This window comes from Caballeronia sp. INDeC2 (genome assembly GCF_023631325.1).
GTDB lineage: Bacteria > Pseudomonadota > Gammaproteobacteria > Burkholderiales > Burkholderiaceae > Caballeronia.
In genome coordinates, this window is sequence record NZ_JALQDG010000001.1 from 1 (window position 1) to 13,173 (window position 13,173).

At 62.2% G+C, this 13,173-nt stretch carries 12 protein-coding genes and 1 tRNA gene; 9 read left to right on the forward strand and 4 right to left on the reverse strand.

Annotated elements, in window-relative coordinates; genetic code table 11:
• Positions 1-790 precede the first annotated feature (790 nt).
• Positions 791-1,714, forward strand: a complete 924-nt coding sequence (locus NCS28_RS00005; RefSeq protein WP_250511855.1) for a phosphorothioated DNA-binding restriction endonuclease — start codon at positions 791-793, stop codon at positions 1,712-1,714.
• Positions 1,715-1,716: 2 nt separating this feature from the next.
• Here NCS28_RS00005 and NCS28_RS00010 read toward each other — a convergent pair whose 3' ends face one another.
• A complete protein-coding gene (locus tag NCS28_RS00010; protein WP_250511856.1) occupies positions 1,717-2,577 on the reverse strand; it encodes an AraC family transcriptional regulator in 861 nt (286 codons plus the stop codon).
• A 153-nt stretch (positions 2,578-2,730) separates the two neighbouring features.
• Here NCS28_RS00010 and NCS28_RS00015 point away from each other — a divergent pair, with 153 nt between their 5' ends.
• Complete coding sequence (locus NCS28_RS00015; RefSeq protein WP_250511857.1) at positions 2,731-2,925, forward strand: hypothetical protein; 195 nt, start codon at positions 2,731-2,733, stop codon at positions 2,923-2,925.
• Positions 2,926-2,929: 4 nt separating this feature from the next.
• A complete protein-coding gene (gene dbpA, locus NCS28_RS00020) occupies positions 2,930-4,312 on the forward strand; it encodes an ATP-dependent RNA helicase DbpA (protein WP_250511858.1) in 1,383 nt (460 codons plus the stop codon).
• Positions 4,313-4,318: 6 nt separating this feature from the next.
• Here the strand turns inward: dbpA and NCS28_RS00025 are convergent, their stop codons facing one another.
• On the reverse strand, positions 4,319-5,692 hold the full coding sequence (locus NCS28_RS00025; RefSeq protein ID WP_250512130.1) for an MFS transporter: 1,374 nt from the start codon (positions 5,690-5,692) through the stop codon (positions 4,319-4,321).
• 194 nt (positions 5,693-5,886) lie between these two features.
• On the opposite strand from NCS28_RS00025, the gene NCS28_RS00030 reads away from it, so the two are divergent.
• A complete protein-coding gene (locus NCS28_RS00030; protein WP_250512131.1) occupies positions 5,887-6,273 on the forward strand; it encodes a DUF488 domain-containing protein in 387 nt (128 codons plus the stop codon).
• 47 nt (positions 6,274-6,320) lie between these two features.
• Here the strand turns inward: NCS28_RS00030 and NCS28_RS00035 are convergent.
• Positions 6,321-6,396, reverse strand: a tRNA-Lys gene (locus tag NCS28_RS00035).
• A gap of 167 nt (positions 6,397-6,563) precedes the next feature.
• On the opposite strand from NCS28_RS00035, the gene NCS28_RS00040 reads away from it, so the two are divergent.
• Genes NCS28_RS00040 through NCS28_RS00050 form a run of 3 tightly spaced genes read left to right on the forward strand, consistent with a single transcriptional unit; the run spans position 6,564 to position 8,328 of the window.
• Positions 6,564-6,971 (forward strand): PaaI family thioesterase, encoded by a 408-nt coding sequence (locus NCS28_RS00040; protein ID WP_250511859.1) that lies wholly within the window; start codon positions 6,564-6,566, stop codon positions 6,969-6,971.
• Complete coding sequence (locus NCS28_RS00045; protein ID WP_250511860.1) at positions 6,972-7,841, forward strand: patatin-like phospholipase family protein; 870 nt, start codon at positions 6,972-6,974, stop codon at positions 7,839-7,841. It begins immediately after the preceding gene.
• A 10-nt stretch (positions 7,842-7,851) separates the two neighbouring features.
• Positions 7,852-8,328: an OsmC family protein gene (locus tag NCS28_RS00050; protein WP_250511861.1), complete on the forward strand. Its 477-nt coding sequence runs from the start codon at positions 7,852-7,854 to the stop codon at positions 8,326-8,328.
• Positions 8,329-8,337: 9 nt separating this feature from the next.
• Here the strand turns inward: NCS28_RS00050 and NCS28_RS00055 are convergent, their stop codons facing one another.
• The gene (locus NCS28_RS00055; RefSeq protein ID WP_250512132.1) at positions 8,338-9,354 is read right to left on the reverse strand and encodes a D-2-hydroxyacid dehydrogenase family protein; all 1,017 of its coding nucleotides are present in this window, start codon (positions 9,352-9,354) and stop codon (positions 8,338-8,340) included.
• Positions 9,355-9,844: 490 nt separating this feature from the next.
• Between NCS28_RS00055 and NCS28_RS00060 the strand changes: the two genes are divergently transcribed.
• Positions 9,845-11,716, forward strand: a complete 1,872-nt coding sequence (locus NCS28_RS00060; protein WP_250511862.1) for a phosphoenolpyruvate carboxykinase (GTP) — start codon at positions 9,845-9,847, stop codon at positions 11,714-11,716.
• A gap of 338 nt (positions 11,717-12,054) precedes the next feature.
• Positions 12,055-13,134, forward strand: coding sequence for a transcriptional regulator GvmR (locus NCS28_RS00065; RefSeq protein WP_250511863.1), 1,080 nt, complete (start codon positions 12,055-12,057; stop codon positions 13,132-13,134).
• Positions 13,135-13,173: the final 39 nt, after the last annotated feature.

The following is a 13,173-nucleotide window of genomic DNA, read 5'->3' on the forward strand; positions in this document are numbered from 1 at the left end:
GCGACGGGCGCACGCAGAGGTTCCGACCTGTCACGGCGGACTCTGGTGTGTTAGAGACATACATTTTTCGGACAGACTTGCCGGCGAATCACACACTTTTCGGACAGGTCACAGCCGTCGGTGCTTGGAATCGCACATGTTTCGGTCGGCCCGAAGTCATTGGTCAGCAGGAATCCGCGCACATACGGAAGCGCCGGGTAGATGTGACCCAATTCGCGCCGAAGTCAGAACGCGCATCGCGCAACCGCGGCTACGCTAGTAACACTGGCGGGCAAATAGCGGCGGCGGCGCGAACGCGTTGCCGCGAGCAAGGCAGAGGCGGGTCGATTTCAAGGGGCTCTCTAGGTCGCAGTGCAACGGGCGCATGCGGCCGTCTCGACCCGCCGGCGAAATCACTGGCGTGGGAACGGATGGAGAAGGGGCATCCGTGCGCATCCAGCGGATTCCCATCACTGGCGAAAATCGCTAGAATTTCCTTACTTCAAGCGCAGTTTTTCGAAAAACGCGCGCGTGCGCGACCGCCGTCTGCCGACGGGAGAGCTCGTTTCTGGGGCTTCGAGCACAACGCATTTGACGTGGCCCGGGTTTGAATTTCTCGGATTATGCGTCCGCTTTTCTCACGTTATGCGTTCGCACTGGCTGGAGCGCCTTCTCTGGCAAGGGCCAGTTTCTCGGGATATGCGACCGTCTACACGGTGGTTTAAGAAGTAACCGTCTTCCGGTCTATTCAAACCCGTGTGCGCGCAGAGCCTCACGGGTTTTTCTTCGTCGCCGATTACTTGTTCAGACCATGAGCGCTCCAAGCCTTCCTGACATTCTCCAGCGTTTCGCGGATTTGAGAACCTGGCAGAGTGACGGCGAACGCGCGCCTCATAAGCCGCTTCTCGTCTTGCTCGCGCTCGGGCTGTACACGCGGGGCATCAAGGACGTTCCATTTTCCGAGTACGAGCGCAAGCTAAGCGATCTTCTAAAAGAATTCGCGCCTCAACGTCGCACGCTCTATCCTGAAATGCCGTTCGTTCGATTGAAAAACGACGACGTCTGGGAAGTCACCACGGGCGCGACGCCCGATCCGCTCGCGCGACGAAATGATGTGAACAAGACCGAACTGCGAAAGCTGAACGCGACGGGACATTTCTCGCGCGAGGTACAGCAACTTCTGCAGCGCGACCCAAAGGCGATCGACGCAATCGCTCGCTTGCTACTCGCCCGGCATTTTCCGGAGAGCATTCACAGCGACGTTCTGGATGCGGTCGGTCTCACGCTCGACGACGAGGGGACGCTCGCGCTCGTCGACGACGCGTCCGTCACGCGCCCGCGTCGCGACCCGGAATTTCGCGGCGCGGTGCTCACTGCGTATCAATATCGATGTGCGCTATGCGGTCTCGATCTGCGCATCGGCAACGTGACGATTGGCCTCGAAGCCGCGCACATCAAGTGGCATCAGGCTAGTGGGCCGGATGTCGTCGAGAATGGCATCGCGTTGTGCTGTCTGCATCACAAGCTCTTCGATATCGGCGCGTTCACGTTGAGAGATGATCGTCGTGTGCTCGTCTCGGAAAAGGCGCACGGAAGCCAGCGCTTCGAAGAGATTTTGCTCAGGCATCACGGCGGACAACTGAACGCGCCTGTGCGAAAGGAACATCATCCCGCAAAGCCTTTTGTCGACTGGCATCGCGATCAGGTGTTCAAAGGCTGCGCGCGGCCGCTTTGACGTTACGCTGCGGCTCGCAAAGGCATCCAAATCTCCGTCACCAACTCACTCGCCGCCGTCTCCCGCGGATCATTGACATAAACCTCGAATAGAGGCGCGTCGCCGGTTTCTCGTCCCGACTTGGGCAGCCATTCTCCGTAAAGCCACTGATACGCGAAGCAAAGCTGCGCATACGGCCCGACATGCGTGAGCACCGCGAACTCGCCACCCGCGACTTCCACGCGCGACACAGGCGCTTCGAATGTCACGGCGTCCGGCTCGAAGAGTTCGCAACACGCCATCGAACGCAAATCATCTTCAGCCACGGCAGCAGGATCATCGAAATAAATGCCGAGCGAACGCGCCCGAGGATCGATCAACCCGCGCACCGCGAGCCGATGAAACAGCATCTCGAACGCCCGCCCGATGTTCATATACGATCCGCGATGCTCCATCGCGGCCACGGTAAAACCATTCTGGGTGCGAATATCGACTTGATGCATTGCTGTGTCTCCTGATCGGATTTCATCGAAAGGAACAAACATCGAAGCGCCGCCTTCGTGGCGAAATTGCCCCGGCGCCATCCGGTAGCTCGCCTGAAACGCCCGCGAAAACGCCTGCACGCTGCTATATCCCGCCCGCTCGGCAATGGAATCGATGGCCACAGCGCCATGCAAAAGGTCGTTCGCCGCGCGATGCAGGCGCAAGCGCCGCACGGTCGCCGCCGCCGTCTCGCCATAGAACGCGTGATAAATCCGATGCCAGTGATAAGGCGACAAACACGCCACTTCCGCGAGCCGATTGAGATCCAGCACATCATCGAGATGATCGTGGATATACGCGACCACGCGCGCGAGCCGCGCCTCGTAGAGCATGCTGCTCATCGTTCGCTCCGCAAAGAAAACTCGATGAAAGAAAAGTAGCACGACCCGGTTTAGCATTTCTTGCGGACTTGCGCGGACCGCGTCGACACCGGAGACGCGTACACTTTCGCCTTTGAGCGCACGTACGCGCCACGAAACCAGAGAAATACGAACATGTTCACCTGTCGAAACCAGTCCTGCGGCGCAGAGTGGGAGTTATCGGACGTCGTTATCAAGAACGAGGGCCAAGGCCTTTTGTTCCGCTGCCCGATGTGCGGCGCGCGCAACTACGTCGCACGCACCGATGCCGACGACGGCACCGTCACCTACGAGCAGATCACCGACATCCCGCCGCGCGGAACACGCTGAAATCATGACGACCGAAACCTCCTTCAGCAGTCTGCCGCTCTCGCCGGCGATGCAATCGAATCTGCAGCAACTCGGCTATCTGTCGATGACGCCGATCCAGGCCGCAAGCTTGCCGCCGGCGCTCGCGGGCCACGATCTCATCGCGCAGGCGAAAACGGGCAGCGGCAAGACCGCGGCATTCACGCTGCCGCTGCTCTCCAAGCTCGACGCCAGCCAGTTCGACGTGCAAGCGCTCGTCCTCTGTCCGACGCGCGAGCTCGCCGATCAGGTCACGCAGGAAATCCGCCGCCTCGCGCGCGCGGAAGAGAACGTGAAAGTGCTGACGCTGTGCGGCGGCACGCCGATGCGCCCGCAGATCGCGAGCCTCGAACACGGCGCGCATATCATCGTGGGAACGCCGGGCCGCATCATGGATCATCTCGAGCGCGGCACGCTCGCGCTCGACGCCGTGCGCACGCTCGTCCTCGACGAAGCCGATCGCATGCTCGACATGGGCTTCTTCGACGATATCGCGTCAGTTGCGCGGAAATGCCCGAAGGATCGCCAGACCTTGCTGTTCTCGGCGACGTATCCCGAGGGAATCGTGAAGCTGAGCCAGCAATTCCTGCGCAATCCGCGCGAGATCAAGCTCACCGAACAGCACAGCAACGCGAAAATCAAGCAGCGCTTCTATCAGGTCGAGGATCACGAGCGCCTGCATGCGGTCGGCCTGCTACTCGATCACTATCGTCCGGTGAGCACGCTCGCGTTCTGCAACACGAAGCAGCAATGCCGCGATCTGCTCGACGTGCTGCGCGCGCAAGGCTTCGAAGCGCTGACGCTGCACGGTGAGCTGGAGCAACGCGAACGCGATCAGGTGCTCGTGCAGTTCGCGAATCGCAGTTGCTCGGTGCTCGTCGCGACCGATGTCGCCGCGCGCGGCCTCGACATCGCGCAACTGGAAGCGGTGATCAACGTCGACGTGACGCCGGATCCGGAAGTGCACGTGCATCGAATCGGCCGCACGGGACGCGGCGACGAGGAAGGCTGGGCGCTGTCGCTCGCGAGCATGGACGAGATGGGGCGCGTCGGCTCGATCGAACAGGCGCAGCGCGCGGAAGTGGAGTGGCATCCGCTCGACGAACTGACGTCGGCGGAACCGGGCCACCTGAAGCCGCCGATGGCGACGCTGCAGATTCTCGGCGGCCGCAAGGACAAGATCCGTCCCGGCGACGTGCTCGGCGCGCTCACCGGCGAAGCGGGTTTCGACGGCAAGCAGATCGGCAAGATCAACGTGATGGACATGGTCACTTACGTGGCCGTCGAGCGAAACGTCGCGGACGACGCGGTGCGCAAGCTGGGCGCGGGCAAGCTCAAGGGCCGCAAGGTGAAAGTGCGGCGAATGTGAGCGCGCTCAGGCTTCGCGCGACGGCCCTCCGACGATCCGTTCGGACGACGGATTGCGCGTCACCAGCCGCAATCCGCTCGCGATACTGCCCGCGCCCGCGAACGCCGCACCCAGCGACAGCGCGAGCGCCGGGCCATGCTTTCCCGCGATGCTGAAGCACAGCGCGACGAGCGCCGCGCCCGTCGCCTGGCCGATCAGACGCGATGTCGCGATCGTCCCGCTCGCGCCGCCGCTGCGTTCGCGCGGCGCGCTCGACATGAACGCTTTCAGATTCGGCGACTGAAAGAACCCGAAGCCCGCGCCGCAAATCGCCATGCGGATGCAGATTTCCAGCGCGTGCGGCTGCGCGGGCAGCATCGCGAGCGACACCATCCCGACGCACAGAATGGCCAATCCGACGCCGCCGAGCAAACCGGGCGCGTGGCGATCGGAGAGGCGTCCCGCGATCGGCGCCATCAACGCGACGAGCGCGGACCACGGTGTCATTAGAAATCCGGTTTCGACCTGGCTGCGGCCCAAAACGCTTTCGAAAAAAAACGGCAGCGACACGAACGCGAGCCCTTGCGCGGCGAACGAGCAGATCGCGGTCATCGTCGAGAGCGCGAACATCGGACGGCGAAAGAGATCGACGGGCAGCATCGGCGCGGGATGGCCGCGTTCGCGTCGCAACAGAAGAATTCCGGCGACCAGCGCGACGCCGAACGCCGTCAGCACGGTCTGAGCCGGCGCGCGCTGCGACGCTTCGCCGAGCGCGAAAATCAGCGACGCGAACGTGACGACGTTGAGCAGGGCCGCGACGCGATCGAAGCCGTGCTCGGCGCGTTTGGTCTGCGGCAGCGACGGCCACGCGATCATCAGCGCGAACACGCCGACGGGCAAATTGACCGCGAAGAGCCACGGCCAGGTGCCGAGCGAGAGCACGATCGACGCGACTGTCGGCCCGACAGCGAACGCGATGCCGACGACGAGCGCGTTCAGCCCGACGCCGCGCCCCAGCCGATGCGGTGGAAAGATCGCGCTGATGAGCGCCGCGTTGACGCTCATGATCGCGCTCGCGCCGAGGCCTTGCAGCAGACGCGCGGCGACGAGCGTCGGCAGCGACCACGCGAAGGCGCACACCGCCGACGCGATGAGAAACACGACGAGCCCGCCGAGATACACGCGCCGATGGCCGAGGATGCCGCCGAGCGCCGCAAGGGGAAGCAGCGTTGCGACCATTGCGAGCTGATACGCGTTGATGATCCAGACCGACGCGGCGGGCGTCGTGTGCAGATCGGCGGCGATGGCGGGCAGCGCGGTATTCGCGATCGCGGTGTCGAGCGTCGCGAGCGCGACCGAGAGCAGGATCGCGGCCATGCCGCGGCGCTCGAGCGGCGTCATCGGGGCATCGGGATCGTGCGGCAGAGTTTGGGGACGTTCTTCGGTGGGCACGGCGGGAATTCCGGATTAAGCGAACGGAGAATAATCCGAAACGATACGGGAAGATGACGGGTTTCGCTGCGCGGATGCGCGGGAGCTTTCAAAGCGGTGTCGGCGGTTATGCTTTGCGGACGGATATCGAAGGAGACCCAGGGATGAGCATTCGAATAGTCAGATTGGGGACGCCGCGCGCGGAGGATGAAGGATTGCGGATTGGCACGGTGCGCCGACCGCCGCGTGGGGTGCCGAAGGCTGAGTTTGCCAGGCGGGATTTTTATGATGTGTGGTATCCGGTGCTTTCGCCGACTCAGGAACTCGTCACAGAAGCGCTTCACGCCAAAGACGACAAGGCGTGGCGCGCGTTCGTGAAGAAGTTCAAGGCGCAGATGGCGGAATCGGATGCCAGTAAGACGCTCGATCTGCTCGCGGCGTTATCGCATCGGACGAATTTGTCGGTTGGGTGTTATTGCGAGGATGAGGCGCGGTGTCATCGCTCGGTGTTGCGGGAGTTGTTGGTGGCTCGGGGGGCGGAGGTGATTTGACGCGGAAATGAAAAAGGGCTGCGCGTTGCGCAGCCCTTTGGATCTGGTGGTGGGGCGTGAGTGACTCGAACACTCGACCTACGGATTAAGAGTCCGCTGCTCTACCAACTGAGCTAACGCCCCAACAGAACCGAAATTATAGCGGCAGCTTTTGCAGAAGCGCAAGCCCCCGCGCCAAAAAATTCTTATCTTTCCGACGAACCCGTCCGATAGCCGCATCCGCACGCGCTTCGCAGCCCGGTATCATGACGCATCCTTCAGCACCATGAAGCCTGCAAACGAAAGGAACCATGGACGAATCCGCCATCAGCGCCCTGCTCGACAGTATCCTCGCACCGTGGGTCAAGGAACTGCGGCTCGTGCCCGAATCGATCGCCGATAACACCGTCACCTTGCGTCTGCCGTATTCGGACCACCTGCGCCATGCGGGCGGCGTCATCTGCGGGCAGGTGTTCATGGCCGCGGCCGACACCGCGATGGTCGTCGCCGTCTCGCACGTCATGGGCGGCTTCTCACCGATGACGACCGTATCGCTCAACACGACCTTCATGCGACCCGTTAAATCCGGCGACGTATTGGTCACCGCCCACATTCGGCGACGCGGGCGCAACCTCGTCTTCGGTGAAATCGACATGCACGACGACCAGGGCGAGCTCGCCGCTCACGCGACAACCACTTACGCGCTCATCAACAAGTAAATGTTCGACCAAGTCGTATTCGCCGGCGGCGGAAACCGCTGCTGGTGGCAAGCCGGTTTCTGGGACGTGATCCGGCCGGAACTGGATCTCAAGCCGCGCATCATCGCGGGGATTTCGGCGGGCGCGGTCACCGCCTGCATGCTCTACACGAACGAGTCGCGCTGGGTCATGGACTACTATGCCCACGCGCTGCGCGACAACACGCGAAACGCCTACTGGGGCAACCTGCTGCGCGGTCAATCCGTGTTTCCGCATTACCGCATCTATCGACAGGCGCTGCTCGACATCTTCGCGGATCGTTTCCATGAGCTTGCGCAGGCGCCCGAAATTCGCATCGGCGTGTCGCATCTGCCGCGCTGGCTCGGGGCGCGCAGCGCGGTCGCGGCGGGACTGATCGCGTACAACATCGAGAAATACGTGCGCAAGACGCTGCATCCCACGCTCGGTCAGGCGCTCGGTTTCCATCCCGAATTCGTGACAGCGCAAGAATGCGCGGCGATCGAAGATCTCGCCGATCTCATTCTGCAATCGTCGAGCACGCCGCCGTTCACGCCGATCCTGCGACGCAACGGCCGTCCCGTCCTCGACGGCGGCATGGTCGACAACGTCCCGGTCGCCGCGCTCGATGCGTCGCCGGGCATCGTCCTCGTGATGGTCACGCGCCTGTATCCGCGCGAGCGCATGTTCGCCGTGCCGCACGGCGAGCAGAAGCGCATCTACATCCAGCCGTCGCGCAAGGTGCCGATTTCGAGCTGGGACTATACGAGCCCCTCCCAGATGCAACATGCTTATGACTTGGGCCGCGCGGACGGCGAGGATTTTCTCGTGCGCTTGCCGCGTCTGATGCAAACCGCTTCGCATCCCGCTTGAGGAGCAAACCGTGGCGAAGAAGCATACGTACGAACTGACCGTCGACTGGACGGGCAATCTCGGTTCCGGCACATCGGCTTACGACGCGTACTCGCGAGATCATCTCGTGCGCGTCGGCACGAAGACGGCGATCGAGGCGTCGAGCGATCCCGCGTTTCGCGGCGACCCCGCGCGCCACAATCCGGAGGAGTTGTTCGTGGCGTCGCTGTCGTCGTGCCACATGCTCTGGTATTTGCACCTGTGCACGACGAACAAGCTCGTCGTGACGGGTTATGTCGATGAAGCCATCGGCACGATGCAGGAAGAGTCGAAGGGCGACGGGCGCTTCGTCGATGTGCTGCTGCGCCCGCGCGTGACCATCGGCGCCGGCAGCGACGCCGCGCTCGCGACGCGCCTGCACGAGGAGGCGCACCGTTTCTGCTTCATCGCGAACTCGGTGAATTTTCCGGTGCGCTGCGAGCCGTCGATCGAAATCTCGACGGTCTGAATACGAAACTCAACGGCGGCGAACGTGCTGAAGCGCTTCCTTGTTGAAGACGCTCGACGTGTCGCCCGCATCGAACGCGAGAATGTTTTTGAACGCCGCGCCGAAATACAGCTCGTAGCTCTCGCGCTCCACATAGCCGATGTGTGGCGTGCAGATCACGTTCTCGAGTCGCAGCAAACCGTAGCCTTGCAGAATCGGCTCGCTCTCGAAGACATCGACGGCGACCATGCCCGGCCGGTTGTGATGCAGCGAATTGAGCAGCGCGTTCTCTTCGAGCAGCTCGGCGCGGCTCGTGTTGACGAAGAGCGCGGTGGGCTTCATGCGCATGAGATCGTCCTGCTTGACGATTCCCGTCGTCTCATCGGTCAAGCGCAGATGCAGTGTCAGCACGTCGCTCTGCTCGAAAAGCGCCTCGCGGCTTTCGGCGACCGCGAAGCCGTCTTCGCGCGCCGCGCTTTGCGAATGCTCGCGTCCATAGACGAGAACGTTCATGCCGAACGCCCGGCCGTAGCCCGCCACGAGCTTGCCGATCTTGCCGTAACCCCAAATGCCGAGCGTCTGTCCGCGCAGCACCTGACCGAGACCGAAGTTTGGCGGCAGCGCGGATGTCTTCAGCCCTGACTGTTGCCACGCGCCTTGCTTCAGGTTGGCGACATACTGCGGAATGCGCCGCTGCGCCGACATGATGAGCGCCCAAGTCAGCTCGGCGGGCGCGACCGGCGAACCCGTTCCCTCCAGCACCGCGATGCCGCGTTCTGTGCACGCGTCGATATCGATATGGCCGCCGCCCGCGCGTCCTGTCTGGCTGATCATGCGCAGTTTGGGACACTTGTCGAGCAATTGAGAGCTGATCCGCGTACGTTCGCGAATCAGCACGAGGGCATCCACTTCCGACAGCCTGCTGGCCAACTGCCCGAGACCACGCACCGTGTTGTTGAAGACCTTCACCTCATGGTCATCGAGCAGATGGAAGCAATCGAGCTTCCGGACGGCATCCTGGTAGTCGTCGAGAATGGCGATTTTCATGGACATTGATTGGCTTTTGTTGGGCATCAAACGTGCTGCTTTTTAATAGAGGGCGAGAATGGAGTACTTAAATTCGGGTAAATACCGATAAATTGCGCTCTATTCCGCTTTATTGCGCTGCATCACATTGTTCCCGCGCCGCGATGTTATGCTTGATTCCCCTTTTTCCGGGAGGCTAATACGCCCGCGCCAATAAGAGAAAGATATCCAGCGCAAGTGGCGGAAAACATGATGATGCGTGAAGAGACAGGCCACTTAGTATCTCTTTTTAACAGTTTGTTCCTTTGCGACGCAAGCCGCGCAAGCGTACGGTTTGCGGTGTAAAGAATTCAGGCCCGTGACGCCGCATTGGCTCGCGAACCGCATTTCGTGCGATGAAAGCGCGTAACAGCAATGCACGGAAGCGCCCGGCGGTTCGAGTCGCAACGCCTCTCGCAAGCAGCGTCAGTAGGGTGATTGGTTTTCATTGCAGAAGAACGGAGACAGCTCGATGAACCAGCCCGCAGTAGTCGAAGACAACAATAAAAATGCCGTCGACCTCGATGCGCCGGCCTATGTCCGGCATCGAAAACTCATCGAATGGGTGCAACAAGTCGCGGCTCTGACCAAGCCGGATCGCATCGAATGGTGCGACGGATCGCAGGAAGAATACGACCGGCTATGCCAGCAAATGGTCGAAGCCGGCACGATGAAGAAACTCAACCCCGAGAAGCGCCCGAATTCGTTCCTCGCGTGCTCGGATCCCTCGGATGTGGCGCGGGTCGAAGACCGCACGTTCATCTGCTCGCAGCGTCGTGAAGATGCCGGTCCCACGAACAACTGGATCGATCCGCAGGACATGCGCGTCACGCTCGACGGCCTCTTCGACGGCTCCATGCGCGGCCGCACGATGTACGTCGTGCCGTTTTCGATGGGCCCGCTCGGCTCGCCGATCGCGCATATCGGCGTGGAATTGTCGGATAGCCCGTATGTCGTGACGAACATGCGCATCATGACGCGCATGGGCCGCGCCGTGTACGACGTGCTGGGCGCCGACGGCGAGTTCGTGCCGTGTGTGCATTCGGTCGGCGCGCCGCTTTCCGATAGCCGCAAGGACGTGCCGTGGCCGTGCAACGACACGAAATACATCGTCCATTTTCCCGAATCGCGTGAAATCTGGAGCTTCGGCTCGGGCTATGGCGGCAACGCGCTGCTCGGCAAGAAGTGCTTTGCGCTGCGCATCGCATCGACCATGGGCCGCGACGAAGGCTGGCTCGCCGAGCACATGCTGATTCTCGGCGTGACATCGCCGCAAGGGCGCAAGTATCACGTCGCGGCGGCGTTCCCGTCGGCGTGCGGCAAGACCAATTTTGCGATGCTGATTCCGCCGAGCGATCTCGACGGCTGGAAGGTGACGACGATCGGCGACGACATCGCGTGGATCAAGCCGGGTCGCGACGGCCGCCTCTACGCGATCAATCCGGAAGCGGGCTATTTTGGCGTCGCGCCCGGCACCAGCGAAAAGACCAACTTCAACGCGATGGCGACGTTGAAGGAAAACGTGATTTTCACGAACGTCGCGCTCACCGACGACGGCGACGTCTGGTGGGAAGGCATGACCGACACACCGCCCGCGCATCTCATCGACTGGCAGGGCCGCGACTGGACGCCGGAAATCGCGAAGGAAACCGGAGCGAAGGCCGCGCATCCGAACGCGCGTTTCACGGCGCCGGCTTCGCAGTGCCCGTCGATCGATCCGGATTGGGAAAACCCGGCCGGCGTGCCGATCGATGCGTTCATCTTCGGCGGACGACGCTCGAACACCGTGCCGCTCGTCACCGAGGCGCGCGACTGGAAGGAAGGCGTCTACATGGCCGCGACGATGGGCTCCGAAACCACCGCCGCCGCCGCGGGCCAGCAGGGCGTCGTGCGCCGCGATCCGTTCGCGATGCTGCCGTTCTGCGGCTACAACATGGCCGACTACTTCGGCCATTGGCTGAAGATGGGCGAGCGCCTCGAAGCGATGCACGCGAAGGCGCCGAAGTTCTTCTGCGTCAACTGGTTCCGCAAGAGCGACGACGGAAAGTTCGTGTGGCCGGGCTTCGGCGAGAACATGCGCGTGCTGAGCTGGATGATCGGCCGCGTCGAGGGCACGGCGAAGGGCGAAGAGCACGCGTTCGGCATCTCGCCGGGTTACGAGGACATCGACTGGGGCGCGCTCGGCTTCACGCGCGAGCAGTTCGAGCAAGTCATATCGGTCAACGACACCGCCTGGCGCGACGAACTCGCGCTTCACGACGAACTTTTCACGAAGTTGAGGCACGGTTTGCCGGAAGCGCTGACCGAGGCCAAGGCGGGAATGGAGAAGCGCCTGGCCGCGTGAGTGAATCGCTAGGCATGATGTGGCGCCGGCTTTGTCTCAAAAACTGAATCAATCCCCAAATTTGGGCCCGCGTGGACGGGCCCGATTTTTTATTTCCTACACCGTCAAAATTGACGCAGCCAGCGTTTCCAAAATTTCGTCCAGCGGAATTCGTTCAGCCGAGTGTTGTGCGAATCGCAACAGTCGGTGATCTTTCATCCGCGTAACGCAGCTAACTGCCAGATTTTTTTCGACTTTCTCGCGCTTCCCGGCAACTTCTGCACGAAAGTGCCGGTCCTAGGATAATCCTGAATTGCTTTGCAGCAGAATTCGAGCCGTCTAGCGGCAGGAGTTGTCTTATGGATCATTTGCAGTCGATGAGGGTGTTCGTCCGCGTCGCCGATCTCGGGAGCTTCGCCCGGGCCGCCAGCGCGATGGACATCTCCAATGCGGTAGCTACGCGCCACGTCGCGGACCTTGAAGGCCGCCTCGGCACGCGCCTGCTCAACCGCACGACGCGCAGCCTCTCGCTTACCGAGTCCGGTCAGGTGTATCTGGAGCGGGCGCGGCAAATTCTGGACGAACTGGAAGATGTCGAACAGATGGTGGTTGCGCGCAATCACGAACCGCTCGGTTCGTTGAGAATCGTCGCGCCCGTGGTGTTCGGTTTGCATAATCTCGCACCCGTGTTGCAGACGTATGCACAGCGCTATCCCAAGGTCGTGCCGGACGTGACGCTCGTGGATCGTCAGGTCGATCTGGTCGAGGAAGGTTTCGATGTCGGCATCGTCATCGCGCGGCAGGTGAAGAGCGCGAGCGTCGTCACGCGGCGCCTGACGACCGGTTGCATGACCGTCTGCGCGACGCCCGCGTATCTGGAATCGCACGGCACGCCGACGCGTCCCGAGCATCTGCTCGAGCATCCGTGTCTGAGCCTGCCCGCCGAATACTGGGGCGACGAGCGCGTGTTCACCGGACCGGACGGCGAAGTGCGTGTGCGGCCGCAGAACGTAATCATCGCGAACAACACGGAAATGCTGCGGCAGTTCGCGTTGCTCGGCATGGGCATCGCGATTCTGCCGAGCTATCTGATCGGCAACGACACGACGCGCGGCCAGCTCGTGCGCCTGCTCGGCGACTATCAGTTGCCGCAGGTCGAGATCAACGTCGCGTATCCGAGCCGCCGTCATTTGCCGGCGAAGGTGCGCACGTTCATCGATCATCTCGTCGAGCATTTCAGCCAGACGCCGAATCATCAGCTCGGCGAGCAGTGGATTCGCGACGGCCGCGGCAGGCCGGGCGCGCAGCCGCACTACGAGCACGCCGACGAAGCCGCGACGCCCGCGCCGCGTTCGCGCCCGATCGACGGTGAACTGGCGCCGAAGCTGGCGAAACCATCGCGGACGCGAGGGCGCTTGCCGGCGGCTTCGCCCTTCTGACGGCCCGCGCAAAGCGCAAATAAAAAACCCCCGCGAAGC

Excerpts from the sequence above, each read along its gene's own strand:
- NCS28_RS00005 (WP_250511855.1), top strand. The coding sequence starts at position 791 with ATGAGCGCTCCAAGCCTTCCTGACATTCTCCAGCGTTTCGCGGATTTG.
- NCS28_RS00010 (WP_250511856.1), bottom strand. The coding sequence starts at position 2,577 with ATGAGCAGCATGCTCTACGAGGCGCGGCTCGCGCGCGTGGTCGCGTAT.
- NCS28_RS00015 (WP_250511857.1), top strand. The coding sequence starts at position 2,731 with ATGTTCACCTGTCGAAACCAGTCCTGCGGCGCAGAGTGGGAGTTATCG.
- dbpA (WP_250511858.1), top strand. The coding sequence starts at position 2,930 with ATGACGACCGAAACCTCCTTCAGCAGTCTGCCGCTCTCGCCGGCGATG.
- NCS28_RS00025 (WP_250512130.1), bottom strand. The coding sequence starts at position 5,692 with ATGACGCCGCTCGAGCGCCGCGGCATGGCCGCGATCCTGCTCTCGGTC.
- NCS28_RS00030 (WP_250512131.1), top strand. The coding sequence starts at position 5,887 with ATGAGCATTCGAATAGTCAGATTGGGGACGCCGCGCGCGGAGGATGAA.
- NCS28_RS00040 (WP_250511859.1), top strand. The coding sequence starts at position 6,564 with ATGGACGAATCCGCCATCAGCGCCCTGCTCGACAGTATCCTCGCACCG.
- NCS28_RS00045 (WP_250511860.1), top strand. The coding sequence starts at position 6,972 with ATGTTCGACCAAGTCGTATTCGCCGGCGGCGGAAACCGCTGCTGGTGG.
- NCS28_RS00055 (WP_250512132.1), bottom strand. The coding sequence starts at position 9,354 with ATGAAAATCGCCATTCTCGACGACTACCAGGATGCCGTCCGGAAGCTC.
- NCS28_RS00060 (WP_250511862.1), top strand. The coding sequence starts at position 9,845 with ATGAACCAGCCCGCAGTAGTCGAAGACAACAATAAAAATGCCGTCGAC.
- NCS28_RS00065 (WP_250511863.1), top strand. The coding sequence starts at position 12,055 with ATGGATCATTTGCAGTCGATGAGGGTGTTCGTCCGCGTCGCCGATCTC.